23 protein-coding genes are annotated in these 24,371 nt (G+C 38.0%); 2 read left to right on the top strand and 21 right to left on the bottom strand.

Annotated elements, in window-relative coordinates; genetic code table 11:
- Window positions 1-95 precede the first annotated feature (95 nt).
- On the top strand, window positions 96-458 hold the full coding sequence (locus PND65_RS02010; protein WP_204713308.1) for a hypothetical protein: 363 nt from the start codon (window positions 96-98) through the stop codon (window positions 456-458).
- A gap of 131 nt (window positions 459-589) precedes the next feature.
- On the opposite strand, the gene PND65_RS02005 is transcribed toward PND65_RS02010, so the two are convergent.
- The 6 genes from PND65_RS02005 to PND65_RS01980 all read right to left on the bottom strand — a co-directional run bounded on the left by PND65_RS02005 (window position 590) and on the right by PND65_RS01980 (window position 7,011).
- On the bottom strand, window positions 590-1,810 hold the full coding sequence (locus tag PND65_RS02005) for an ATP-binding protein (RefSeq protein ID WP_204713309.1): 1,221 nt from the start codon (window positions 1,808-1,810) through the stop codon (window positions 590-592).
- Between the two features lie 369 nt (window positions 1,811-2,179).
- Window positions 2,180-3,262, bottom strand: a complete 1,083-nt coding sequence (locus tag PND65_RS02000; RefSeq protein WP_271990437.1) for an extracellular solute-binding protein — start codon at window positions 3,260-3,262, stop codon at window positions 2,180-2,182.
- Window positions 3,243-4,049 carry an ABC transporter permease gene (locus PND65_RS01995; RefSeq protein WP_015536475.1) on the bottom strand — a complete coding sequence of 269 codons (807 nt, stop codon included), beginning with the start codon at window positions 4,047-4,049 and terminating at the stop codon, window positions 3,243-3,245. Before PND65_RS01995 ends, PND65_RS02000 begins: the two co-directional genes overlap by 20 nt.
- On the bottom strand, window positions 4,046-4,876 hold the full coding sequence (locus PND65_RS01990; RefSeq protein WP_015536476.1) for an ABC transporter permease: 831 nt from the start codon (window positions 4,874-4,876) through the stop codon (window positions 4,046-4,048). The genes PND65_RS01995 and PND65_RS01990 overlap by 4 nt, the downstream gene beginning before the upstream one ends.
- Window positions 4,876-6,456, bottom strand: coding sequence for an ABC transporter ATP-binding protein (locus PND65_RS01985; RefSeq protein WP_418753242.1), 1,581 nt, complete (start codon window positions 6,454-6,456; stop codon window positions 4,876-4,878). Before PND65_RS01985 ends, PND65_RS01990 begins: the two co-directional genes overlap by 1 nt.
- Window positions 6,457-6,477: 21 nt before the next feature.
- Window positions 6,478-7,011: a helix-turn-helix domain-containing protein gene (locus PND65_RS01980; protein ID WP_022356655.1), complete on the bottom strand. Its 534-nt coding sequence runs from the start codon at window positions 7,009-7,011 to the stop codon at window positions 6,478-6,480.
- 176 nt (window positions 7,012-7,187) lie between these two features.
- Here PND65_RS01980 and PND65_RS01975 point away from each other — a divergent pair, with 176 nt between their 5' ends.
- The gene (locus PND65_RS01975) at window positions 7,188-8,039 is read left to right on the top strand and encodes a DUF368 domain-containing protein (RefSeq protein ID WP_015536478.1); all 852 of its coding nucleotides are present in this window, start codon (window positions 7,188-7,190) and stop codon (window positions 8,037-8,039) included.
- 61 nt (window positions 8,040-8,100) lie between these two features.
- Here the strand turns inward: PND65_RS01975 and PND65_RS01970 are convergent, their stop codons facing one another.
- The 15 genes from PND65_RS01970 to PND65_RS01900 all read right to left on the bottom strand — a co-directional run bounded on the left by PND65_RS01970 (window position 8,101) and on the right by PND65_RS01900 (window position 24,286).
- Window positions 8,101-9,480 carry a 4-alpha-glucanotransferase gene (locus tag PND65_RS01970; protein WP_271994364.1) on the bottom strand — a complete coding sequence of 460 codons (1,380 nt, stop codon included), beginning with the start codon at window positions 9,478-9,480 and terminating at the stop codon, window positions 8,101-8,103.
- 262 nt (window positions 9,481-9,742) lie between these two features.
- On the bottom strand, window positions 9,743-10,438 hold the full coding sequence (pyrF, locus tag PND65_RS01965) for an orotidine-5'-phosphate decarboxylase (RefSeq protein ID WP_015536480.1): 696 nt from the start codon (window positions 10,436-10,438) through the stop codon (window positions 9,743-9,745).
- Window positions 10,438-11,346 (bottom strand): dihydroorotate dehydrogenase, encoded by a 909-nt coding sequence (locus PND65_RS01960; protein WP_015536481.1) that lies wholly within the window; start codon window positions 11,344-11,346, stop codon window positions 10,438-10,440. The genes pyrF and PND65_RS01960 overlap by 1 nt, the downstream gene beginning before the upstream one ends.
- On the bottom strand, window positions 11,346-12,077 hold the full coding sequence (locus PND65_RS01955; protein WP_271990433.1) for a dihydroorotate dehydrogenase electron transfer subunit: 732 nt from the start codon (window positions 12,075-12,077) through the stop codon (window positions 11,346-11,348). Before PND65_RS01955 ends, PND65_RS01960 begins: the two co-directional genes overlap by 1 nt.
- A 4-nt stretch (window positions 12,078-12,081) precedes the next feature.
- Entirely contained in the window at window positions 12,082-15,285 is a 3,204-nt protein-coding gene (carB, locus tag PND65_RS01950) for a carbamoyl-phosphate synthase large subunit (protein ID WP_271990431.1), read from the bottom strand.
- A gap of 18 nt (window positions 15,286-15,303) precedes the next feature.
- Window positions 15,304-16,575 (bottom strand): dihydroorotase, encoded by a 1,272-nt coding sequence (locus tag PND65_RS01945; RefSeq protein ID WP_271990428.1) that lies wholly within the window; start codon window positions 16,573-16,575, stop codon window positions 15,304-15,306.
- 8 nt (window positions 16,576-16,583) lie between these two features.
- A complete protein-coding gene (locus PND65_RS01940; RefSeq protein WP_087319756.1) occupies window positions 16,584-17,474 on the bottom strand; it encodes an aspartate carbamoyltransferase catalytic subunit in 891 nt (296 codons plus the stop codon).
- A 377-nt stretch (window positions 17,475-17,851) separates the two neighbouring features.
- The gene (locus tag PND65_RS01935) at window positions 17,852-18,331 is read right to left on the bottom strand and encodes a threonine/serine exporter family protein (RefSeq protein WP_015535170.1); all 480 of its coding nucleotides are present in this window, start codon (window positions 18,329-18,331) and stop codon (window positions 17,852-17,854) included.
- 10 nt (window positions 18,332-18,341) lie between these two features.
- Window positions 18,342-19,109: a threonine/serine exporter family protein gene (locus PND65_RS01930; protein WP_271990427.1), complete on the bottom strand. Its 768-nt coding sequence runs from the start codon at window positions 19,107-19,109 to the stop codon at window positions 18,342-18,344.
- A 58-nt stretch (window positions 19,110-19,167) separates the two neighbouring features.
- Window positions 19,168-19,920 carry a copper homeostasis protein CutC gene (locus PND65_RS01925; RefSeq protein ID WP_015535168.1) on the bottom strand — a complete coding sequence of 251 codons (753 nt, stop codon included), beginning with the start codon at window positions 19,918-19,920 and terminating at the stop codon, window positions 19,168-19,170.
- Between the two features lies 1 nt (window position 19,921).
- Complete coding sequence (locus tag PND65_RS01920) at window positions 19,922-21,034, bottom strand: Sapep family Mn(2+)-dependent dipeptidase (RefSeq protein WP_195376282.1); 1,113 nt, start codon at window positions 21,032-21,034, stop codon at window positions 19,922-19,924.
- 11 nt (window positions 21,035-21,045) lie between these two features.
- Window positions 21,046-22,008 carry a N(4)-(beta-N-acetylglucosaminyl)-L-asparaginase gene (locus PND65_RS01915; RefSeq protein WP_015535166.1) on the bottom strand — a complete coding sequence of 321 codons (963 nt, stop codon included), beginning with the start codon at window positions 22,006-22,008 and terminating at the stop codon, window positions 21,046-21,048.
- A 72-nt stretch (window positions 22,009-22,080) separates the two neighbouring features.
- Window positions 22,081-22,404, bottom strand: coding sequence for a PTS sugar transporter subunit IIB (locus PND65_RS01910; RefSeq protein WP_015535165.1), 324 nt, complete (start codon window positions 22,402-22,404; stop codon window positions 22,081-22,083).
- Between the two features lie 15 nt (window positions 22,405-22,419).
- Window positions 22,420-22,740: a PTS lactose/cellobiose transporter subunit IIA gene (locus tag PND65_RS01905; RefSeq protein WP_015535164.1), complete on the bottom strand. Its 321-nt coding sequence runs from the start codon at window positions 22,738-22,740 to the stop codon at window positions 22,420-22,422.
- A gap of 73 nt (window positions 22,741-22,813) precedes the next feature.
- Window positions 22,814-24,286: a M81 family metallopeptidase gene (locus PND65_RS01900; RefSeq protein ID WP_204713305.1), complete on the bottom strand. Its 1,473-nt coding sequence runs from the start codon at window positions 24,284-24,286 to the stop codon at window positions 22,814-22,816.
- Between the last annotated feature and the right edge of the window lie 85 nt (window positions 24,287-24,371).

Genomic DNA, 24,371 nt, shown 5'->3' with positions numbered 1-24,371 from the left:
AAGAATCTTGTTATGAAATTTAATTACTGTAATCTTTCTGTAACACACCATACTTTAAAATATAAATAAGAATAAAATAGAATGGAGGTGAAGACATGAAAAAAATTAGAAATGTCATGGTTGCTATTATAACTTGCTCTGTACTTATTCCTGTTCTACCTGTTTTTGGTCAGGAATCAACAAGCAATCAAGTCATGCAACAAGAAATCACACCTAAGCACTTAATGAAATGGCAAGGAAGTGGTACATATCATTGTGGTAACTCATATGTGACAATTTTAGCTACAGTAACAAGAACCCCGAGTGGGACAACTTCAACAAAAGTAGAAGTTACTTCTGGAAACGGATATATTGTTTCATATAGTTTAAGTTGGGACACTTTTCGTGTATCAGGTTATGCATATGCTAATGCAAGTGGTCAATTTTATTATAATATTGCGTTATCCCCTGTAACCTAATTATAAAGACTATCTAAATAAAGCGAACCTTAAAGTTTTGGACAAACTAAGAAGGTTCGCTTAATATTATCAACTTTTTTATAAGGAAATTTATAGTTTTTTGTTTATTTTGATTTCCTCATTTACCAGCATTAATCTTTTAATAACCAATCTATCGCATTAACGACTTCAATTCCATCATAATTTCCTTGTGTAAACTTATCCAATGTCAAAACTATTTTCTTATAATTATCTTTAATGGATCTCAACGGAGCCAGTTCTCTTTCAAATGTTGTCTGATCAACCATACTTGCTGTTACTTGATAATAGATGATTTCATTATTTTTTTGTACAACAAAATCAATCTCGGATGATTCTGTTTTTCCTATATTAACTCTGTAACCTCTGCGAAGCAATTCAAAATAAATTGTATTTTCTAAAGAAAAACCTAAATCATACGTTTCTTTTGGCAACATATGATCTCTTAACGCAAGGTCAACAATATACCATTTATTTAGTGTTTTTAGAATCTTTTTGCCTGAAATATCAAAACGTTCTACTGGATAAAAGATAAAAGATTCTCGTAAAGCTTCCATATAATCATCCACCGTTGATGAGGATACTTTTCTTCCCGTTGAGGTTAGGTATCCGGTTACATTCTTAACAGAAATTATACTGCCTATAGCACTTGCCAAATATTTCGCAATAGATTTTAAAAGAACGATATTAGTAATCTTTCTTTTATTTGAATCAAGATGTTTTCTATTTTCTCGCTCTTCTATATCCTTTATGATAACCGTATTATATATTCCTTCCAAATACATATTTATTTGTTCAACATCCAATGGCATGTTCATTAAATAAGGAAAGCCTCCGTATTTTAAATATTGGTTGAAAACTTCTTCTTTGTCCCCTCCTTTTTCTTCATAAACCTCTTTAAAAGATAGGGGAAGCACAGATATTTCAACATAACGTCCCGACAAAAGTGTCGATAAATCGGACGAAAGCATATATGCATTCGACCCTGTAATATAAACATCCACATTTTCCTTAATATATAAACTATCCACTGTCTTCTCAAAACCAGAGACTTTTTGAATCTCATCTAAAAATATATACATTTTTTTACCTGGAAGAATTTTGCTTTCTACGTATTCATATAAAGATCTGTAATCTAATAAAGCTTCAAATTTCAAATCCTCAAAATTAATTGAGATAATTTGTTCATCCATCACTCCATTATCTCTTAAATAATCTTGAAACTGCATCAACAGTGTTGACTTACCGCATCTTCTGATTCCGGTTATAACCTTAATAATATCATGATCCTTCCACAAGATAAGTTTATCTAAATAATTTTTACGTATCACCATAACTACTCACCTCATCTAAAATATATCAAAACCTAGACAAGTATTCAACAAAAATCCCGATTTCGGGATTTTCATCTGATTTTTCAGAATTTGTCCCGATTTCGGGATTTTTAATTTTTGAAAATACATTAGCCTGGATTCATCTTTGTTTCTCTTTTTTCTGTTCTTTTGTGGAATATTTAATTGCTGTAATACGCCTTGTAACTATTAGAACTAGCTCTGCACTTGTTTTCTTTCTATCTGTTTTTGATTAAGAATTAACAAGGAATCACACTTAAGCACTTAATGAAGTGGTACCTATCATTGTGGTAACTCATTGGTCAAAAAAACCTATCTAAGCATCAAAATGTGTTTAGATAGGTTCTTTATTTATTCAGCGTTGCTGGCAACAACTTTAACACGTGACCATAAATCGGCAATGATTGCACGAGTATTTTCATCATATTTAAATACTTCGTCATTATCATTTCCAGAGCGAGGAATATAAGCATTGATTCCTTCATAATCTCCGCCTTCGCCACTTAATTCATCCATAACTTCTTTATTTGGAGAAGTATATCCTACATAACTTGAATTATCCATTGAAGCCTCATATGTACATACATAATCAATAAATGCATATGCTAATTCAGGATTCTCGGCATTTTTTGGAATTACCATTGCATCTGACCAAATATTCGTACCAGTTTCAGGCATATAGAATCCCATATCTTCATTTTCTGACATTACATAAGCAGCATCCCCAGAATAAATCAAACCAAGAGCTTTTCTTCCCTGTGCCATATTATCAATAATTTCATCCGTTACGATTTCAGGTTCCATTGTTTCAACAGCTTGAACTAACCATTCATAAGCTTCTTGTAACTCCTGTTCATTTGTCGTATTCATAGAATACCCCAATGCTTTTAAAGCCATCATGAAAGAATCACGTTCAGAATCATATAGATAGATATCCCCTTTATACTTTGTGTCTAAAAAGATATTGTATCCTTCTTTTTCAAGATCTTCTTCACTCACTTTATTCTTATCATATACTATTCCTACAGTCCCCCAAAAATAAGGAATAGAATACTCATTTTCAGGGTCATAATCTAATCCCATTACATCTTCAGAAAGTAAATCCAGATTATTCAATTTTTCTTTATCAAGCGGCTGTAGTAAATCTTCCTTTATCAATCTTTCAATCATATAATCACTAGGGACCAAAACATCAAAAGATTCTCCATTGGCAACCTTGATATACATTTGTTCATTTGACTCAAAATAATCTACATTTACTGTTGCCCCTGTTTGATCTTCAAAATCGGAAATAAGGTTTTCTCCCATATATTCACCCCAATTATAGAGATGAAGTTCCTGACCCTCAAATTCACGTTCTTGTGTGTTTGAACCGCATCCGGCAAGTGTCAATGCTAATGCACCGATCAATGTACTAGTTAATAATTTTTTCATGTTTCTTTTCCTTTCTCTCCCTAATTATAGGTATAACATTGATAATCACCAGGACTATCGTTATCAATACTACAACAAGTGTAGATATTGCATTAATACTTGGATTTATGCGCTTGCTCATAGTATAGACCATGATACTTAGATTCTTAACGCCTCCTCCGGTTACAAAATACGAAATGATAAAATCATCAAATGACATCGTAAAGGCAATCAAAGCTCCCGAAAAGATGCCCGGCATAATTTGCGGTACCAAAACCTTGGTCAATGCCTGCCATGGGGTAGCACCAAGGTCCATCGCTGCATCTGCTAAATTTGGATCTAAAGAGCGAATTTTAGGCATTATGCTTAAAATAACATATGGTGTACAAAAAGCAATATGTGCCAATAACATCGTCATAAATCCTCGCTCTATATGAAATGTAATGAACAATAACATAAATCCAATTGCAGTAACAATTTCCGGATTCATAATTGGAAAATCATTTAACTGTAAAACAAAGCTCTTTAAAAATTTTCGACTTTTTGATAATCCGATTGCGCTTATAGTACCTAATAAAGTAGCAACAAGCGTCGCAATTAAAGCTATAGTTATTGTGGTATAAAGCGATTCCATCATATCTCGGTTTTTGAACATATGTTCATACCATGTCAAACTAAAGCCTTCAAAATTTGTTAATGATCTTCCCGAATTAAACGAAAATACGATCATATATAAAATTGGTATATAGAAAAACAATAAGGAAAGAATCATCAGCGCTTTACCAAAAATACGTTTTTCTTTTTTCATGACGACTTCCTCCCACCGCTATTATGCTCATCAACACGACGAATCAAATACATGCAAAGCATCATAATAACAGCCATGATCATAGAAATTGCAGAACCAAAATTCCATTCACCTACTGTAATAAACTGATTTTCTATCACATTACCAATCAAGAAGAACTGTCCTCCTCCCAATAACTTAGGAATGAAGAAAGAACTGACTGCCGGTAAGAATACCAAGGCAATTCCACTGATAACACCGGATAAAGACAGAGGGAAAACCACGCGCAAGAATGTCTGAACCTTATTGGCACCTAGATCTGCACTAGCTTCCAGTAAGGAATGATCCATTTTACATAGCGAGGTATTAATTTGCAATATCATAAAAGGAATAAAGTTATAAACCATTCCTAACAACACTGCCCCCTCAGTATACAGCAAGTCTGTACCTTGTAATCCAAACAAAGTTTGAATGATACCACCTTCGGATAACAATCCGATCCAAGAATACGTACGTACCAACATATTGATCCATGTCGGTAATGTCACTGCCAATACTAATGTATTTCGAACTCGATCAGGACTGCGAGCAATAAAATAAGCTATTGGATACCCTAATAATACACAAATTATGGTCGTTTTAAAGGCTATTACCAAAGAACGCCATAAAATCATCAAAAAATCATGGTCGGTAAAAAAACGAATGTAGTTATTTAAAGTGAACGTAAAATTTACAATCTCATTACCTTGTGTTGTCAAAGAGTAAAATAAAATCAAAAGCATCGGTAATAAGATCATTAATACAACCCATACTACATACGGAAATGCTAGCTGACTAAATTTTTTCATTAGAATTCCATCTTCTCCATTACATGAATATCCTCAGGGAAGAAAGATAATCCGACCTCTTTACCTTCCTCTACATAATCAGTTGTATGGATCTTAAATTCTCGTCCTGTTGTCCAGAATGTAACCTTATAGATACCTTCTGTTATTTTTTCTGGATCGAAATCATAATCTACACTTAAATCTACACCTTCATCTTCATTATTCAATTTCCATCCTTGTGCATTTGCCCAAGTTTTTAAATCAGTATCTAAAGCATGAGATTCCATAATTTCATCTTTAGATTTGAAGAAGTTAAAAGCACTAACCGCTTCATTTGCTTTTTTATTTTCAACAACTCTTTGATCTACCACCCAGATTTTACGAATGATTTGAAGTCCTGAATTAGTTGAAAACTTAACATTATATTCACCTATTTCTTCTTTTAAATCTGTTTCTACCTTGATTGATAAATATTCATCTGTTTCCGGATTCCATGCTTGCGCATCTGCTCGGGCTACAATTTCTTTATCATCGATGTCTTTCATATCTTCCAAATCTAGATAAAAATCATTTGCACTGATTGCTTCTTTTCTATCATCACTCAAAATATTCTGATTATTTCTTACATGCATGTTAACCGTAACATGAGTGCCCGGAACCGTTTCGACCATAACTTCATAGTGAACCCCTTTAAAAAGTACACTTTCAACAGTTCCTGTCATTTTCCCTTGATCTACAGGTACAATATCAATGTCTTCTGGTCGAATTACCACATCTACAGGCTCATTTTCTTTAAAACCTACATCTACACAATCAAAAGTAATATCATCAAAACACACTTTCTTGTCTTCTAACATTCGTCCTGAAACAATATTGCTTTCTCCTATAAAGTTTGCTACATAACGATTGACAGGTTCATTATAAATATCCTGCGGAGTTCCAGCTTGTTGTATTTCGCCATCTTTCATAACAACAATTTTATCCGACATTGTTAATGCTTCCTCTTGATCATGTGTAACATAAATAAAAGTAATTCCTACTTCCTGTTGGATACGTTTTAGTTCATACTGCATTTCTTTACGTAGTTTAAGATCCAACGCTCCCAATGGTTCATCCAGCAACAATACTGAAGGCTCGTTTACCAAAGCTCTAGCTATCGCAACACGTTGCTGCTGACCTCCCGAGAGAACCGTTACATTTTTCTTTTCATATCCCTCTAAATTAATTAATTTCAACATCTTCATTACTTTTTGTTCAATAATGTCTTTATTCATTTTTTTTATTTTTAACCCGAATGCAATATTATCATATACATTCATATGAGGAAATAATGCGTATTTTTGGAAAACTGTATTCAATTCTCTTTTATGAGGAGGTAGCTTTAAGATATCTTGTCCGTCAAAAATTACATGTCCTTCTGTTGGTTCGATAAAACCACCTAATATTCTTAATAAAGTCGTTTTTCCACAACCACTAGGTCCTAACAATGTAACAAATTCATTTTCATAAATATCCAGATCGATTCCCTTTAAAACGATCTGTCCATCAAAATCTTTAACGATATTCTTAAACTGAATAATTTTCTTTTTTTCCATCTCCATAATCGTGTCCCTTTCTAACGTCTAAAATCTTGGTGGTGTTGAAACCCATAATACCTTAGCTGGTGTATTGGATGGATTGTACAAATAGTGTGAATTCCTTCCTGAAATATAGAATGTTTCCTTAGCTTTGACCTTATAGCGCTTTTTGCCCATAACAAGTTCGATCTTTCCTTTTAAGACATAGCCAAACTCTTCGCCTTCATGGCTTTTTATCGTTCGCGATTTCTTTAGCGGATTTATCGTCAACAAAATGGGTTCCATCGCATTTTTTTGTGCATTGGGAATGATCCATTCGATCGTATGATCTTCGCCTTCATCAATAAAGAAATCTCCTTGATGAAACACGATCTGTTCTTCCGGTTCTGCAGCAAAAAATTCCGATAGATTTGTGCCTAAAGCCTCTAGGATATCTTCCAAAGTTGAAATACTTGGGCTCGTTAGATCTCTTTCTAACTGTGATAAAAAACCTTTGGTCAATTCAGACCTTGACGCCAATTCTTCCAGTGTTAGATCATTGGCAATTCTCAATGCTTTTATCTTTGCTCCTATCTGCACGGCATCCCCTCCCTCATTTGTTTACTTTTACTAAACTTTAAATTTATTTAAGAAAACACAAGACAATTATACATAAAACGCATCAAGATGCAATACACAATTATAAAAACATTAAAAAATTTTACACTTAGCGCCATATATGTTATATTTTTGAACGTGTAAAGGAGAGAATAAACATGATAAAATCGATTCTTCAAGGTATGGTTGTCGGCATCGCAAATATCATTCCTGGTGTCAGCGGTGGAACCATGATGGTCGCAATGGGTTTATATGATAAATTAATTCATTCCATCACTCACATTAAATCTGAATTGAAAGAAAGCTTAAAGCTTTTATTCCCTATCTTTTTAGGAGCTGGATTAGCAATCGTAATTCTTTCAAGATTGTTTGAATATCTATTAGAAGTACATCCAATTCCAACAAATTTTGCCTTTTGTGGTTTAATTGCCGGAAGCCTGCCTTTCATACTAAAGAAAGTAAAAGGATCCAATCCTACAAAAGCTTCCAATATGATTCCTTTGATCATATTCTTCGCAATCGTTGTATTAATGGCAGTAATGGGAGAAGCTAAAGGTGTCGCATCGACGATTGATCTTAACTTCATTGAAATTGTAAAACTATTAGTTGTTGGTATCATTGCAGCTGCAACCATGGTCATCCCTGGTGTCAGTGGAAGCATGATGTTAATGTTGTTAGGTTATTATGAAACGATCTTAGCTTATATCAACCGCACTGTAGATGCTTTGACATCGTTCAATATAGGCGATTTAATAAGTTGTATTCTAGTGCTGCTGCCTTTTGGTATTGGAGTGATCCTAGGTATCTTCTTAATTGCCAAATTAATTGAGTGGATCTTCTCTAAATGGGAAACACAAGCTTATTACGCTATTATCGGATTGATCGTTGCAAGTCCGATCGCTATTCTATTAAAAACAAATTGGGCTAGTTTCTCTTTAATTACAATTCTTATTAGTATTGTAACATTTGTATTAGGTTGGGTCGTTGCAAGTAAACTTGGTGGAGAGTAAATTCTCCACTTTTTTTATTAAGATTTGATTTGTGATTTCTATGCATAAAAAAACAGGAACATCATCTTCCTGCTTTCTGTATCCATTCTTTTGTCTTCATTAAATCTTTAGGGAAGTTTTTAAAATCTTTTAACTTCCATGTCCAATTCAATTCATCTTCCTCATTAGGTTTATTTAATCTTGCCTCTTCTTTATAACCACATATATCCCATATAGGCAGAATACATATATCAGCTGCAGAATCTAAGGCAAAGTGACAAATCATATCATTGAAATTACGTTCTGTATAACCTTGTTTTTTCAAAAAACGCCTCAAGCTTATACGATGATTATTATCATATCCATAATAAGCCTGATTGATGGTTTCATGATTTTGCGTACTTGTATACAGCACCGAATCTTTTCTTACGCTCTTTTTAAGTTCCTTTACTTTCATCCTGTCTAAAAGTACATCGACATTTGTCATTCCAAGTTCAAAATCATCACATATCTTCTCCAATCCTTCAACAATTAAATGAAAACCTGGAAATTCATGTTTGATCATGATCAATAATGAGTGAATCAAATCTTTGAATTCTTCATAATCTACCATTTCATCAATTTTTAAATAATCATTGATAATCGTATAATAATCGATCTTGGCTACATCAAAACACCGACTAAGCCAACGAATTCGTTTTTTCCAAAAACTAAAGCCATCAATCAATTGCCTTTTAAAATCATGTATTGGCATATGATATGTACAATTGTTGAGCGCCTTAGGATTACCGTTTTCATCTAAAAGAAAATCAAAACGATTGGTCCATACATCCGCACTGTCATAATTCACAAATGCTACATCCGAGATTAGAGTAATTTCTCTGGCATGTGCATACATTACGATGTCATCAAATTGTTTATAAAATATAAACTGTAGAAACTTGGTATAGAAAAGTTCATCTTCATATTCAGAGAGATCCACTTCTTTATATAATGGATAATTGCGGTATTCTTCATCCCATTCAATCCAAGGCCTTTCACTATTCAATGATCTAAACAGCTGATAAATTGCCCAATCTTCCAACCAGAAAGCTGTCTTTTCAAAATATTCAAAGTCTTCTTTAAATGAGTCATAGTTTTTCTTAAATGCTTTAAAAGCTCGTCTAAAGTATTCATTCTTAAATACTCTAACCGTTTCATAGTCCACTCTATCTTTAAATTTATTACAATTCGTTATCGAGCTTTGCGTCAATAATCCCATCTCACAAAGTCTATCTAAATTAATATAAACTGGATCACCGGCAAAACTAGAGAGCGCATGGTAGGGAGAATGAGATCTTCCTTTTGCCTGTAAAGGCAATATCTGCCAAACATGATAACCTGAATCCGCAATACAATCGATCATTCTTACCGTTTTTTGTCCTAAATCTCCTATCCCCTGATTCGCTGGAACTGAAAACATAGGGCATAACACACCCGCGCATCTTTCCATATTTTTTAACCCTTTATGTAACCCCTTTCACTTTACTTGGATTTTAGCACATATGGACCTATTTGGGTATATAAAATTAAAAAATATACGATTTATTCTATAACATATATAGTACTTCTTTATTAAATATCAAAGATATTTAAACTAATTCAAGCCATTATTTTTATAACCTAGATGTCATTGAAACATCAATTAAATTTTCATTAAAAAAAGATCCCTAAGGATCTTTTAATTATTTCATCATGTCTTCGATTAAATCATATGTTTTAACTGGATCTTCACTCTTAGTGATAGAACGTCCTACAACAATATAGTCGCATCCTTGTTCATTAGCATAATCTGGTGTCGCAACACGTTTTTGATCATCTTTTGAATCAGATGCCAAACGAATACCCGGAGTGACTGTTAAGAAATCATCTCCACATGCTTCATGGATTGCCTTTGCCTCATGAACAGAACATACAACACCATCTAAACCAGCTGCTTTAGCATTCTTAGCGTATTTGATAACACTATCCATTACTTCGCCTGGAATTCCCAATTCCTCATTCATCATTTCTTTAGATGTAGATGTTAACTGGGTTACCCCAATGCACAATGGACGTTTGTTTCCATTTGCACCAATTTCAAGACCTTCAACAGCTGCTTTCATCATCGCAATTCCACCAGCACAATGAACATTCACGATATCAACTCCTAAATTTGCAAGGTTTTTCATTCCACCTTTTACTGTATTTGGAATATCATGCAATTTTAGATCCAAGAAAATATGATGTCCCATTGCCTTTACAGTCTGAATGATATCCAACCCGCAGGCATATGTTAATTCCATACCGATTTTTACATAAATTGGCTTGTCAAATTTATTTAAGAAGTTCACTACTTCTTCTTTGCTGGAAAAATCCAGCGCTACGATTGTACGTGACATTATTTAAAACTCCTTCCTACAGCTTCACTAACACTATTATATCCATATTTCTTTAATACTTTTGGTAAATCTTCAATAATTTTAGGGCAAACATATGGATCCACAAAATTCTGAGCTCCAACTTCGACTGCACTAGCTCCTGCATTCAAGAATTCAAGTACATCTTCAGCACTAGTGATACCACCAACACCAATGATTGGAATATTAACAGCCTGTGCTACTTGATAAACCATACGAATCGCAACTGGTTTAATGGCTGGTCCAGAAAGTCCTCCTGTAATATTGGCAAGTAATGGTTTTCCTGTTTTTAGGTCAATACGCATTCCCATCAAAGTGTTGATCAAGACCAAACCATCCGCTCCAGCTTCTTCTACTGCCTTGGCAATCTCAACAATATCTGTAACATTTGGTGAAAGTTTTACATATACCGGTTTCTTAGCTGCAGCTTTGGCAAGCTTTGTCACGTGAGCTGCAAGTTCCGGTTTTGTACCTAAGCCAATACCCCCATGTTTAACATTTGGACAGGAAATATTTAACTCATAAGCTTTGATCACTTCACTATCATTTAAAGCTTCAATAACTTTAACATAGTCTTCTTCTGTAGCTCCGGCTACATTGGCAATAATTTCAGTATCAAATTGTGCTAAAAATGGCAATTCTTTCTCTTTGATTACTTCAACACCTTTATTCTGTAATCCAATTGCATTTAACATACCGCTTGGTGTTTCGGCAATTCGTGGTGTTGGATTTCCAAAGCGCTCCTGTGGTGTTGCACTTTTTATCGCAATTCCACCTAAAAGGCTAAGATCATATAATTCTGCATATTCACGACCAAACCCAAAACATCCACTGGCAGGAATGATAGGATTTTTTAAATTTAAACCAGGTAATTTAACTGAAATATCCATCATAGTGCCACCTTTCCAACTTCAAAGACAGGACCATCTTTACATACACGTAAAGAATTTCCTTCTTTATCTTTTACTACACATCCCATACATGCACCTAAACCACAGGCCATACGCGCTTCTAAAGAAATATATCCTTTTGTATATGTAGCATCCAATGCCTTCAACATCATCAATGGTCCACAGGCACTGATGAAATCCGTATCGATATTTTTTGCCTGGATCGCATCAAGAACTGTACCTTTGGTACCAACGCTTCCATCCATTGTCGCGATCTCTACATTACATCCAAGCTGTTCAAATTCTTCTTTATAGAAAACAGATTCTTCGTCATTAAAACCAAGTACAACATCTACTTTTGATCCTTTTAGACGATATTGTTTGGCTGTTTCATATAGAGGCGGTACACCTACACCACCTCCAACTAGAAGAATTTTATCCTGATCTTCAATCGGGAAACCATTTCCCAATGGTCCAAATATATCTAATAGATCATTAGATGTCAGCTCTGTCATTTTTTCAGTACCCTGCCCTAAGATCTTATAAATAATGATAAGGCTCTCATCTTTTATTTCACAAATTGAAATTGGTCTACGAAGATAAAATCCTGGAACACTAATTTCAATAAATTGACCAGGTCTTGCCTTTTTGGCAAGATTGGTCTTTATTTCCATACGCCAAATATCTTTGGCGATTTCTGTATTCGATAAAATAACTGCGTTTTCCTGCATATTATTATTTCCCCATTTCATTCATACTGATCGCAGAGAAGCTCAGGGATTCAAGCACCTTGATCAGGGCGTTGGCCGTATCCAGGCTCGTCATGCAGGAGATGTTGTTCTCCGCCGATACCCTTCGGATCAAGAAGCCGTCCGCTCTGGTATTCTCCTTGCTGGACATAGTGTTGATCACGAAGTTCACCCTTCCGTTGCGGATGATGTCCACCACGTTGTTCTTCTCGCCCTCTTCGATCTTGCTGGCTCTATGTACATACAGTCCTTCCTTCTCGAACAGGTCCGCCGTCCCTTTAGTCGCATAGATGCCGTAGCCGATGTTCGCAAAGCGTTTTGCCAGCTGCAGCGCCTCCTGCTTGTCCTCGTTGGCGATCGTCATCAGCACGTTGCCGTGCATCGGGATCTGGATGCCGCTGGCCACCAGTGCCTTGTACAGCGCCTTCTCCAGGTTCACATCGCTTCCCAGTGCCTCCCCGGTCGACTTCATCTCCGGTCCCAGCACCGTATCCACGCTTCGCAGCTTCGCAAACGAGAATACCGGCGCCTTCACGAACACACGGCCCTTCTCTTCCGGATGATATCCCGGTGTCAGCCCCTGCTTGCGTATTGAATTGCCCAGGATCGCCTGTGTGGCGATATAGCTCATCGGTACCCCTGTGATCTTGGACAGGAACGGTACCGTTCGGCTCGATCTTGGATTGACCTCCAGCACATACACGTTCTCATCCCTGTCCACGATGAACTGGATATTGTACAGACCGACAAAGTGGAATCCCTTCCCGATCCTTGTTCCATAGTCGATGATCGTTTCCTTGGTCTTCTGGCTGATCGTCTGTGTCGGATACACCGAGATCGAATCCCCGGAATGCACCCCGGCCCTCTCGATATGTTCCATCACGCCCGGGATGTACACATCCTCGCCGTCCGCGATCGCATCGATTTCCAGCTCCTTGCCCACGATGTACTTGTCCACCAGGATCGGTGCATCATGGCTGATCTCCTGGACCGCCGTGGCCATGTAGATCTTCAGCTCGTCGTCGCTGTGCACGATCTCCATCGCACGTCCGCCTAAAACATAGCTTGGTCGAACCAAAACCGGATAGCCGATCTTCTGCGCGATGACAAGGGCCTCTTCCACGGTCGTTGCCGTCTCTCCCTGTGGCTGCGGGATGTCCAGCTTCTTGAGCATCGCTTCAAACTCGTGTCGGTCCTCGGCACGGTCGATATCTTCCAGGCTCGTTCCCAGGATCTTCACCCCGTGTCTTACCAGGGAGTCGGCCAGGTTGATCGCCGTCTGTCCCCCGAACTGCACGATCACGCCCAGCGGTCTTTCCAGCTCGATGACATGCATCACGTCCTCGGTCGTCAGCGGTTCGAAGTACAGCTTGTCGCTGATCGAGAAATCCGTCGACACCGTTTCCGGGTTGTTGTTGATGATGATGGCCTCATAGCCCGCATGGCGCAGCGTTTCTACGCAGTGCACCGTCGCATAGTCGAACTCCACGCCCTGTCCGATACGGATCGGTCCCGATCCGAGCACGATGATCTTCTGGCGGTCGCTGACGATCGATTCGTTTTCCTGCTCGTAGCTGGAATACAGGTATGGTGTGGCGCTGGTGAATTCTCCGGCGCATGTGTCGACCATCTTGTAGACCGGCATTATGCCGTTCTCCTTACGCATCTGGTACAGGTCGTATTCGCTCATCTGCCAGTTTCTGGCGATATAGGAATCCGAGAAGCCGTTCTTCTTGAGCTGGCGAAGGATCTGGACATCTTTTGGATGGTCCGTCATCTCCTTTTCCAGGTCGATGATCTTCTGGATATGGTACAGAAAGAATGGATCCATGCCCGTGATCTTCTGGATCGTTTCAGAACCGTAGCCGTTGCGCAGCCACTGGGCAATCACGAAGATCCTCTCGTCGTCGCACTTCTTCATCTTGTCTTCCAGTTCTTCCCTGTCCATCTGGGCGATCGATCCCTTGTACAGGTGGTCTACCTTCATCTCTAAAGAACGGATCCCCTTCAAAAAGGATTCCTCAAAGGTGCGTCCGATGGACATGACCTCTCCGGTCGCCTTCATCTGTGTGCCAAGATGACGATCCGCTGCCGGGAACTTGTCAAATGGGAAGCGGGCGAACTTGCTCACGACATAGTCGATGGCCGGTTCGAAGCAGGCATAGCTGCTCTGTGTCACCGGGTTCAGGATCTCGTCCAGCGTCAGGCCGACGGCCAGCTTCGCCGAGATCTTGGCGATCGGATATCCCGTGGCCTTGCTGGCCAGGGCGCTCGATCTCGATACACGCGGATTGACCTCGATGACATAGTATCTGAAGCTCTTTGGATCCAGCGCCAGCTGCACGTTGCAGCCGCCGCAGATCTTCAGGGCACGTATGATCTTCAACGATGCGCTTCTCAGCATCTGGTTCTCGCGGTCGGTCAGTGTCTGCACAGGGGCCACGACGATGCTGTCGCCGGTATGGATCCCCACCGGATCCACGTTCTCCATGCTGCAGACGACGATCGCATTGTCGTTGGCATCGCGGATCACTTCGTATTCGATCTCCTTGTAGCCGGCGATGCTCTGTTCGATCAGGCACTGATGCACCGGCGAGATCTTCAGCCCGGCCTCGCAGATGCTGCGAAGCTCTTCCTCATTGTCCGCAAAGCCTCCGCCGGTACCGCCAAGGGTGTAGGCAGGGCGCACGACCACCGGATAACCTAGCTTCTGACAGTATTCCACCGCTTCCTCTACGGTGTGCACGATCCGGCTGTGTGGGACCGGTTCCCCGATCTGCTGCATCAGCTCGCGGAACAGCTCCCTGTCCTCGGCACGGTTGATGGCCAGAAGGTCCGTTCCCAGGATCTCCACTCCGTATTCGTCCAGGATGCCGTCCTCATGCAGCTCCACGACCAGGTTCAGCCCGGTCTGTCCTCCAAGGGAGCCCAGGATCGCATCCGGTCTTTCCTTGTAGATGACACGCTTGGCAAAGTCCAGGTTGATCGGTTCGATATAGACACGGTCGGCAATCGTCGTATCCGTCATGATCGTCGCCGGATTGGAGTTGATCAGGATGACCTCGTAGCCTTCCTCACGCAAAGACTGGCAGGCCTGGCTTCCGGCATAGTCGAATTCCGCTGCCTGTCCGATCACGATCGGTCCCGATCCGATCACCAGGATCTTGTGTATATCTGTTCGCTTAGGCATTTTTATCCATCCTTTCTATTATGCTTCTTTTTTCCAAACTTCTTTTCCTTTCACGAAAGTCTGTTTGATCTGGCAGGCAACTTTCCATCCATCAAATGGTGTGTTTTTCCCCATAGATTCAAATTTAGAAGCATCAATTGTATATTCATGATTCATATCAACCAAGATGATATCGGCATCATTTCCTTCTTTGATTTCTCCAATACCATCCAGTTTAAAACGTTTAGCTGGTGCTTTTGACATCCAGTTAACTAACTGTTGTAAGCTCCATCGTTTTTGATTTACTACAAATTCTGTATATAGAAGTGCAAAGCTTGTTTCCAAAGAGACGATACCAAAAGGTGCCTTATCCATTGGCTGATTCTTTTCCTGAGCAGTATGAGGAGCATGATCATTGGCAATGATATCAAGACTTCCATTTTCCAATCCCTCAATCAAAGACATTCTATCTTCATGACTGCGTAGAGGCGGATTCATCTTCCAATTTGGGCCCTGAACATCTTTATCTTCCAACAATAAATGATGTGCTGTAACTTCACCGCTGACATTTAATCCATCATTTTTAGCTTTCTTCAACGCCTCTACACTTTCCTTTGCGGAAATATGGCAGGCATGATAAGCATTTTTGCATTCTTTAACAATTTCAAGATCACGAATCAATTGAGCACTTTCGCAGGCACTTGGAATTCCCAACCAGCCTTTTGCCTTAGTGATTTCACTTTCATGAACACAGGCACCCGGTTTGCGATAGCTCATATCTTCTGTATGAGCGACGATCATAACATCTTCCTGATTTGCCTTTGTCATGGCTTCTTTCATGATTTCATCATTGGATACACCTACGCCATCATCGCTAAACCAGTGAATCCCAAGCGCTTTTAAAGCATGCATATCCACTACTTCTTTACCCGCTTCTTTTTTAGTGATGCAGGCATAAGGATATGTATTTACAACAGATTGATCATGGATCAATTCTAAATAATTTTTTACATCTTCAACATTGTCTGGAAAAGGAATTACATTTGGCATACATAAAACTGTTGTAAATCCTCCAGCTGCAGCAGCCTTGGTTCCTGTTTTAATTGTTTCTTTTTGCGCATGACCAGGTTCTCTTAGATGCACATGCACATCCACTAAACCAGGAAGTACTGTAAGACCTGAAGCATCGATCGTTTCATGGTCTCCTTCAATATTCTCTGCAATCTTGACGATTTTTCCTTCATCAATCAAGATATCAACTTTTTTTAATGTATCTTCTACCAATACATTTCCATTCTTAATTACTAACATGTCTCCTCCTAAAATGGTTCATATCCAAAAGCACGTTTGATAACAGCTTTTCGAACCAATACACCATTAGACATTTGTTTAAAAATTCGACTTTTCTTAGCCTCAACAAGATGATCGGCAATCTCAACACCGCGATTTACTGGTGCGGGATGCATGATGATCGCATTTTCTTTCATCATCTGATAACGTCTGTCATTTAATCCGTATTTTTCTAGATATTCTTCATCACTCATATTTGCCAAAGAAGCTCCGCGCTCTCTTTGAATTCTTAACATCATAACAACATCCGCCCATTTACAAGCTTCATCAAAATCCATAGTAGGATATCCTTCTCTTTGCCACTCTTCAGGACCTGCAAAGAAAACATTTGCGCCTAATTTTTCTAAAGCCTGTTTATTTGATGCGGCAACTCTTGAATGCTGAATATCTCCTGCGATCACTACATTTAATCCTTTGAAATCTTTAAATTCATCATACATTGTCAACAAATCTAACAAGCACTGTGTTGGATGGTTTCCAGCTCCATCTCCAGCATTTAAAATTGGAATATTAATGTTTTCCAGTTCTTTAAAATATTCATCTTTTGGATGACGAATCACGACTGCATCATATCCAATTGCCTCAAAAGTTTTTACCGTATCATATAGAGATTCTCCCTTTGTTACACTTGAAGTTGATGCATTAAAATCCGCAACTTTACAGCCTAACTGATACTCTGCGCTCTCAAATGAGAAGTGAGTTCTTGTCGATGCCTCAAAAAAAAGATTAGCAACTAAAGCATTATGCTTTGGCAATTGCCAATCTTTATGAGAACTATTAAAACTTTTAGCATCACCAAGAATACTAAGAATCTGTTCAGCTGATAAATCTTGCATGGATAATAACGAATTTTTATTCATAAAATATCCTCCTGCCTAAAAAAAAATGAATCTAAAATTCATTTTTTCTCGTTTTTCTTATCGCAAATATTGTAACATATATCGTCCATTTTTCAACTGTTTTATTAGGAGCAAAGTGCTCATATAACGCATTAATAATTTTGACATTTTTACATAATAATTCCCTTTTTCACATGAATTCACACACTTCATACATCATCTTTTTATTTTTTATTTGTACTATATAGTCGAGCCAAGGATAGAGGCTCACTTCATAATCAAATTCCCTTTCTTAAAACTTTCTAGCAAAACCCTTTAGGTAATTTCCCTTACTTAAAGGGCTTTTGCCTGTTCTAGGCTCTTATTAAAAAAAATCTCTGCCATTACCGCAGAGATCTTTATAAGTTATAAAAGTTATCGTCAAAGCGATAGGTTTCCATCGCTCTTTTGGTTCTTAAATAAAACTGTGTTCCCGTAGAAACAACCAAGATACCAAGAGCCAATACTCCTGCAATGCTTAATGTTTCCAAGCCCTTTACCAAAGCTTCCTGAACATTTCCTTGAATCACTTCTAACATCGTATAATACATGCCACCTCCAGGAACCAAAGGTATCAAAGCACATACAATAAAAGTTGTGACAGGCGTCTTACATAAGCGGGCAAAAATTTCACCAAATATCGCAAGTCCTAAAGCTCCCAGAAAGTTTGCGACTAATTCACTCATACCTAGATACAGTGAATATTTATATAAAATGCCCCCAATGGCGCCTGTTAATCCCGCAAGAATCAACTTCTTGCCTCTAATATTGAATAGAATTCCAAAACCGATGCTGGCTAAAAAAGCAGAGATACCAGCTTTAATAATCACTTCAATCATATTTCAGCTCCTACAACAATATACTCAACATAAAACCAGCCCCAATCGCAATAGCTAATGCCGTTAAGAAAGCTTCTGTTCCTCTAGAAAGTCCAGATAAATAATCTCCGGCAACCGTATCTCGAATCGCATTGGTAATAGCTAATCCTGGTACCAATAACATGATACTGGAAATGATTACGATATTATAATCAATGCCTTGGTATAAATATGCGCTTGCGATCGAGCAGCAAACCGCTATCGCTGAGGCAATCGCATTTGTAAAGAAATTATTAACACGAAACTTTTCAAACAACGTAGTCACACAACGAATCAAGATTCCTATTAAGAAAGCAGCAATGCTATCGGCAATATTACCATCAAAGAAGATCGCAAATCCGGCTGCACCTACTCCGGCAAACAACAAGGTGATCCAAAAAGAATATCTTTCTTTTCTTTCGATTCGATCAATTTCTTTTTCTAATTCATCCACCGAAATCGGATCCTGGCTTACTCTACGTGACAGTGAATTGATCATATCAATAAGATTTAAATCTACACTTTTAGAACGTACACGCCCAATACGCGTGCTTGTTTTGCCATCAACCGTTATGGATAACATGATTCCTGTTCCAGTCACGAAACTATCCGCAATTTGTACATCCGGATAGGATTGACACAAACGAATCATCGTTTCTTCGACACGATAAATTTCAGCGCCACTCTCAATCAACATTTTGCCGGCTCTTACGACAACATTTAACAACTTTTCAACATTCATACTATTTAGTATATGCATAACACTCCATAAATCAAAACAAAAATAAAAAATTGTTCACGAAAAGAAAACAGAGAACTTATGCTCCCTGTTTTACTACTTCTACAAGCTTTGTAACTAGATCTTCATTGACTATATCATAGTCCATTTCATGCTCATCTGTTAAATATGCATAGCTAACACCATTATTTGCGGTAGTTGGATCACTTAAATATGACTTGCATGAAGAATGTACTTGATTAATCCCAGTATATTCCATCAATTCGATTGCATTTGTCGCATTTACTCCACTACCTGGCAACAATTCGATTTTGTCACCATATTTTTCTTGAAGATCTTTCAATAAATCTTTTCCTTCAAAAGCCTTTGCCTTTTGTCCACTTGTCAAGATACGATCTGCCCCAAGACGAATCAAAGTTTCAATAGCTTCGTATGCATCAGGACAAACATCAAATGCTCTATGGAACACTGCTTCTTTATGATAAGAATGAACAAGCTCGATCATCTGTGCTGTCTTATCTTCTTTGATCGTACCATCTTCATTCAAAAAGCCAAATGAGATTCCATCAGCTCCATTGTCCAACAAAAGTTTTGCATCTTCCATTATGATCATTTCGTCATCTTCATCATAACAAAAACCTGCCGCCCTGGGACGAACCATACAAATCACTTTCAGATTCGTCTCTTCTTTTACTTTTCTTAAAGAAGAAACACTTGGTGTCAAACCACCTACACTTAAGGCACTGTTCAATTCAACACGATCTGCTTTTCCTTTATATGCCGCAATACAGTCTTGATAGCTGCCTGCACAAACTTCTACAATTCTTTTCATATTATTCACCTGATCCTAAATACAATAAGCTTAATGCATAAATCTTAGTGTTTGTCATAAGATCTTTTCGATCCATCCATTCATCTGGATTATGCCCAATTCCTTTTTGCCCCGGAAAACTTGGTCCAAAAGGTACGATATTTGGCATTAATTTCGCATATGTTCCTCCCGTAGTTGTGACCGGAGTTCCATCAAATCCTGTGATTTTTTCATATGCTTTTTGTAATGAGCTGCATAAGAAACCTGTCTTTTCAAAACGTACTGGATCATAATTCTTAGCACATTCTGCTTTCAAGTTCTCAGAGAGTTTTGATTTTACTTTATCCATGATTTCTTCAATAGTTATAGAAGCTGGATAACTTAATACAAATTCAAAGCCTAGATCTTCATCACAATCAATCAAACTTTTCCCTCTAAGCTGCATCGCACCAAATTCTTCATCTACGATATTTAAACCAAGTTTATTAGCATGATCATCACTTGTCAATAAATACTCGTTGACAAAATGATTAAATTCCTTTTGATGTTTGATATCGGCATAAACACGTATTGCCGCACGACCTCTTTCGGCATAGACAACAGGATATTTACAATCCGGTGTCCATCCCATGATTGGAGGTTTTTTCTTTGTAAGATAATACTCAAGATCTTCAAACCCTGATTCTTCATCTGTTCCAAATAAGATCCATACAGGATGTTTTAATTTGATATTTAATTCCTTAAGAACATATAAGGCAAATAGGCAAGATAAAACTGGTCCCTTATTGTCAAGAATACCGCGCCCAAAGATCCTTCCATTTACTTCTTCAGCGCCAAATGGTTCATGTTTCCAACCATCCCCAACAGGAACTACATCAAGATGCCCAATAATTCCAATATAGTCTTCACCTTGCCCATATTTGGCAATTCCCATTCTTCCATCTACATTCTCTGTTTCAAAGCCAAGTTCCTCGCATAGTTTTAAGGTCGCTTCCAAGGCATCATTTACCCCTTTACCAAAAGGCATTCCAGGTTGTGCTTCACTCTTCACGGAATCTATGCGAACAATTGACTTGATTGCATCGATCATTTGCTCTTCAATTTCATCAATTTTCTTTAAAATTTCTGTTTCCATAATCATTGCCTTTATTTACGAACCAGCGGAGCTGTTCGCGTTGCCATATAATTATCCATCCATTCTTTAGAAGCGACTTCAAAATACTGTTTATGATTTTCATCAAATTTTACAAGATATACAGTTGGTTCTTCATTTTCAGTCGCAACCGCAAAAGAGAATCCTTCAATATTTGTTGTTACGCCCCATTCTCCTTTATTGTTCATGGCAATTAACGACATATCTCCAGCTTTTCCTCTTCTTTTTTTAAGTTCTTTATCAAATGTATTGACCGCAATATCACATGCTTCCTGAGGTGTCTTTCCTTCTTTCATCAAACGAACGATTTCATATGAAACGCACCCTTTCATGACATCTTCTCCTAGTCCAGTAGCACTTGCTCCACCTACTTCGCTATCTACATAGAACCCAGAACCAGAAACAGGAGAATCACCAACTCGACCTGCATGTTTCATAAATAGTCCACTTGTACTTGTGGCAGCCGTCATATGACCTTTATCATCAAGACAAACCATTCCAACTGTATCATGACCAGAATATGGTTTTAATTCTGTATTTTCAGTTGTTTCTTTAACACGGTTATGATAATGAATCTTAGCGCGTTCTGTTAACATGTTCTTTCTTTCAAAACCATGACGATGAGCATATTTTTCAGCTCCAGCCCCAACTAAAAAGTTGTTAACTGGTTCCTTAGATAACATACGTGCAATGCTGACAGGATTGGCATAGTCTTTAATAGCACCTACACAACCTACATCCAATGTATCTCCATCCATGAAAGCCGCATCCAATTCAACTTCCATTTCTTCATTAGGCAATCCCCCATACCCAACGCTTTTATAAAACTCAAAATCTTCGACAGCACGAATTGCTGTTTCGATAGAATCACCAGCATCAGCTGATTTTTTCAACATATCTGCCGCTTCACTGATTCCTTCTAAAGCCATTCTCCATGTTGCGATAATTCCGTACATATTATATATTCTCCTTTATTGACCTTTCTTTACTCTCTTTTAAAAAATCGCTGACTAATCAGCGACTCATGATTAATTATTTTTGAATTTCTTCATTGCGACGATTGCTTTTTTAAGCACTTTTTCTGCATCCATCATTCCATAGTCTGCAGCATCGATGACCATAACTGGAGTCTTGTCGCCATAACGTCTGTTGATATCATCATACAAGAACTTTGTCTGTGGACCGATCAAAATGCAGTCTAATTTGTTTTCTTCGATGATAGAAGAGATTTTTTTGTATGAGAAAGCTTTACATTCAAAAGGTAAATTATGTTTGTCTGCTACCTCTTGCATACGCTGTGCCATCATACTTGTTGACATACCATTGTCACAAAATAAATAAATACGTTTCATATCCGGGCCTCCTAACTATTTTTCTAAAGATTGAAACTTTTTAAAAATTATGATTTGCTGTTCTGCCATTTGTTTACACGTTTCACAAGCCATCAGCTGGTCTTCTGCATGCATCAATAGCATTGTTGGATTTACTGGTTCGCCTCCAGCTTCTTTTTGAATCAAAGAAGCATGGGCTTCATGACCTTTTAGGAACATTTCTTCCGCATCTTCTATTAGTTTTTCAGCTTTTTCAAAATCGAATTCCTGAGCTGCTTTCATAGCTTCCATATACATGGATTTAGCAGCACCTACGCTAGCAATTATCTGAAAGCTTACTAGCTCCATCCCTTCCATAGTTGCTCCTCCTTCTCTTATCCTCGTTAATATTATAGTATAAAACTATCAAGTGTTCTATCAACCGTTTTTCCTAGTCATTAGGAAAAATTTCATCCAGTTCAAGATCATCATAAGGGAAGCATGGGCGCATGATTTGTCTAAAAATAAGACCTTCACTTTTTTGATATGTTGGTCCTTGTGTCAAGGACATAACACAATAATCACCATATTTATTATAGTCATCAGAGATATATCCTTCTTTGACCACAATCACATCATAATCTTTAACATCCAACCCTGAACATTCAAACTGATCTAGATCAACATATTGGATCGCGTCATATTCAACAACAACACATACAGGTGCATCATTAAATTTTACCGTAATAGCTGTTCCGATATCTTCTCGTTTGGCATAAGCTTTGTCTGCCAATCCTTTGGCAATGATCTTGCCCTTAACATGTACCTTTTTACACATTTCATCAAGATCAGCCCCTAAATCAAATTCTACTTCATCATTAACTTGTTTATTATAAAGATATTTATAGGCTGCTTTATCCACGATACCTGCCACTAAATAAGACTTATTATTAAAATCATCCAACGCTAGAATTTGTCTTAAAACATATGTATTAAACCCATCAGCACCTGAACCAACATTATCCCCAGAATCGGTTAAAAAACATGTTCCAGCAGGATATTTCACAACAGCCTTGATCGCATCTTCAGGTTCTTTTACATTGCCATGATAATGAAATTCATGACGTCTTTCATACGCAAAAGCACGAATCTTCTTAGCCCATACACGAGCAAACTTTTGATCTTTGGCTGTTTGAGGCACCACAACAACAGAACATCCAAGCTTATCACCATCATGACGAAGATATCCAATATGGAAAGAAGCACTGCGAATGCGTCCAGTCTTTTCAGCTTCATCACATAACGCATTGATTGACAACATTGGCTCATCTAAAGAAACGCTTTTCTCTCCGCCGATAATAATAGGAACCTTGCAGTATTCTGGATGAATATTCTGACGATTCTTTAATAAATCAATAAAACTTTTCGCAACAAAACGATAGGTTTCAGCCATATCCGTATGTGGAGAATGGCGATAACAACGCAAGATATTTACATTATCCACTAACTCTTGTGATAGATTTCCATGTGGGTCCATGACCAAAGCAATTGGCATATATGGACCTACGATCTTACGAATATCTCGAATAAACGCATGTTCGGCGCTGCCGCCTTCAAGTCCAATTACTTTACTGGCTCCATGAAGGAAAAGAAAAATCCCATCAATCGTACCTAAATTTTCTTTTACCGCCTGCATCAAGCGATCATGAATAAACTGATATGCATCATATGTTACCAATCCATGAGGATGTCCTCTAGCACTAATACTGGGAACCAATTCGATGCCCTCATCTTCAAAAATATCTCGGCAATAAATAGAGTCGAGCATTTCTTCTCCAAAACGGAAAAGAAATTTTTCGAACGTCATCAACGAACGAGAATGTTCATTCGATTCAGAACTAAATTGTCCAACTAAAACTCGCATATATATTCCTCTTTCTTTCTAGTTAAAAAGTACCACTGAAGACACCCCATATTCAACGATTTAGATTTTCCTATCTTTAGGAAAT

Origin of the sequence: Faecalitalea cylindroides, from assembly GCF_028321995.1 — a bacterium.
Taxonomy (GTDB): Bacteria; Bacillota_I; Bacilli_A; order Erysipelotrichales; family Erysipelotrichaceae; genus Faecalitalea; species Faecalitalea cylindroides.
This window is presented reverse-complemented; position numbering and strand designations above follow the sequence as displayed.

Coding starts and splice junctions, on each gene's coding strand:
- PND65_RS01985 (WP_418753242.1), bottom strand. CDS start 6,456: ATGGAGATGGAAAAAAAGAAAATTATTCAGTTTAAGAATATCGTTAAA.
- PND65_RS01955 (WP_271990433.1), bottom strand. CDS start 12,077: ATGCAGGAAAACGCAGTTATTTTATCGAATACAGAAATCGCCAAAGAT.
- PND65_RS01920 (WP_195376282.1), bottom strand. CDS start 21,034: ATGGAAACAGAAATTTTAAAGAAAATTGATGAAATTGAAGAGCAAATG.
- PND65_RS01975 (WP_015536478.1), top strand. CDS start 7,188: ATGATAAAATCGATTCTTCAAGGTATGGTTGTCGGCATCGCAAATATC.
- PND65_RS02000 (WP_271990437.1), bottom strand. CDS start 3,262: ATGAAAAAATTATTAACTAGTACATTGATCGGTGCATTAGCATTGACA.
- PND65_RS01915 (WP_015535166.1), bottom strand. CDS start 22,008: ATGTACGGAATTATCGCAACATGGAGAATGGCTTTAGAAGGAATCAGT.
- carB (WP_271990431.1), bottom strand. CDS start 15,285: ATGCCTAAGCGAACAGATATACACAAGATCCTGGTGATCGGATCGGGA.
- PND65_RS01945 (WP_271990428.1), bottom strand. CDS start 16,575: ATGTTAGTAATTAAGAATGGAAATGTATTGGTAGAAGATACATTAAAA.
- PND65_RS01930 (WP_271990427.1), bottom strand. CDS start 19,109: ATGCATATACTAAATAGTATGAATGTTGAAAAGTTGTTAAATGTTGTC.
- PND65_RS01900 (WP_204713305.1), bottom strand. CDS start 24,286: ATGCGAGTTTTAGTTGGACAATTTAGTTCTGAATCGAATGAACATTCT.
- PND65_RS01990 (WP_015536476.1), bottom strand. CDS start 4,876: ATGAAAAAATTTAGTCAGCTAGCATTTCCGTATGTAGTATGGGTTGTA.
- PND65_RS01925 (WP_015535168.1), bottom strand. CDS start 19,920: ATGAAAAGAATTGTAGAAGTTTGTGCAGGCAGCTATCAAGACTGTATT.
- PND65_RS02005 (WP_204713309.1), bottom strand. CDS start 1,810: ATGGTGATACGTAAAAATTATTTAGATAAACTTATCTTGTGGAAGGAT.
- PND65_RS01935 (WP_015535170.1), bottom strand. CDS start 18,331: ATGATTGAAGTGATTATTAAAGCTGGTATCTCTGCTTTTTTAGCCAGC.
- PND65_RS01970 (WP_271994364.1), bottom strand. CDS start 9,480: ATGTTTTCAGTTCCAGCGAATCAGGGGATAGGAGATTTAGGACAAAAA.
- PND65_RS01995 (WP_015536475.1), bottom strand. CDS start 4,049: ATGAAAAAAGAAAAACGTATTTTTGGTAAAGCGCTGATGATTCTTTCC.
- PND65_RS02010 (WP_204713308.1), top strand. CDS start 96: ATGAAAAAAATTAGAAATGTCATGGTTGCTATTATAACTTGCTCTGTA.
- PND65_RS01910 (WP_015535165.1), bottom strand. CDS start 22,404: ATGAAACGTATTTATTTATTTTGTGACAATGGTATGTCAACAAGTATG.
- PND65_RS01940 (WP_087319756.1), bottom strand. CDS start 17,474: ATGAATAAAAATTCGTTATTATCCATGCAAGATTTATCAGCTGAACAG.
- PND65_RS01960 (WP_015536481.1), bottom strand. CDS start 11,346: ATGGATATTTCAGTTAAATTACCTGGTTTAAATTTAAAAAATCCTATC.
- pyrF (WP_015536480.1), bottom strand. CDS start 10,438: ATGTCACGTACAATCGTAGCGCTGGATTTTTCCAGCAAAGAAGAAGTA.
- PND65_RS01905 (WP_015535164.1), bottom strand. CDS start 22,740: ATGGAAGGGATGGAGCTAGTAAGCTTTCAGATAATTGCTAGCGTAGGT.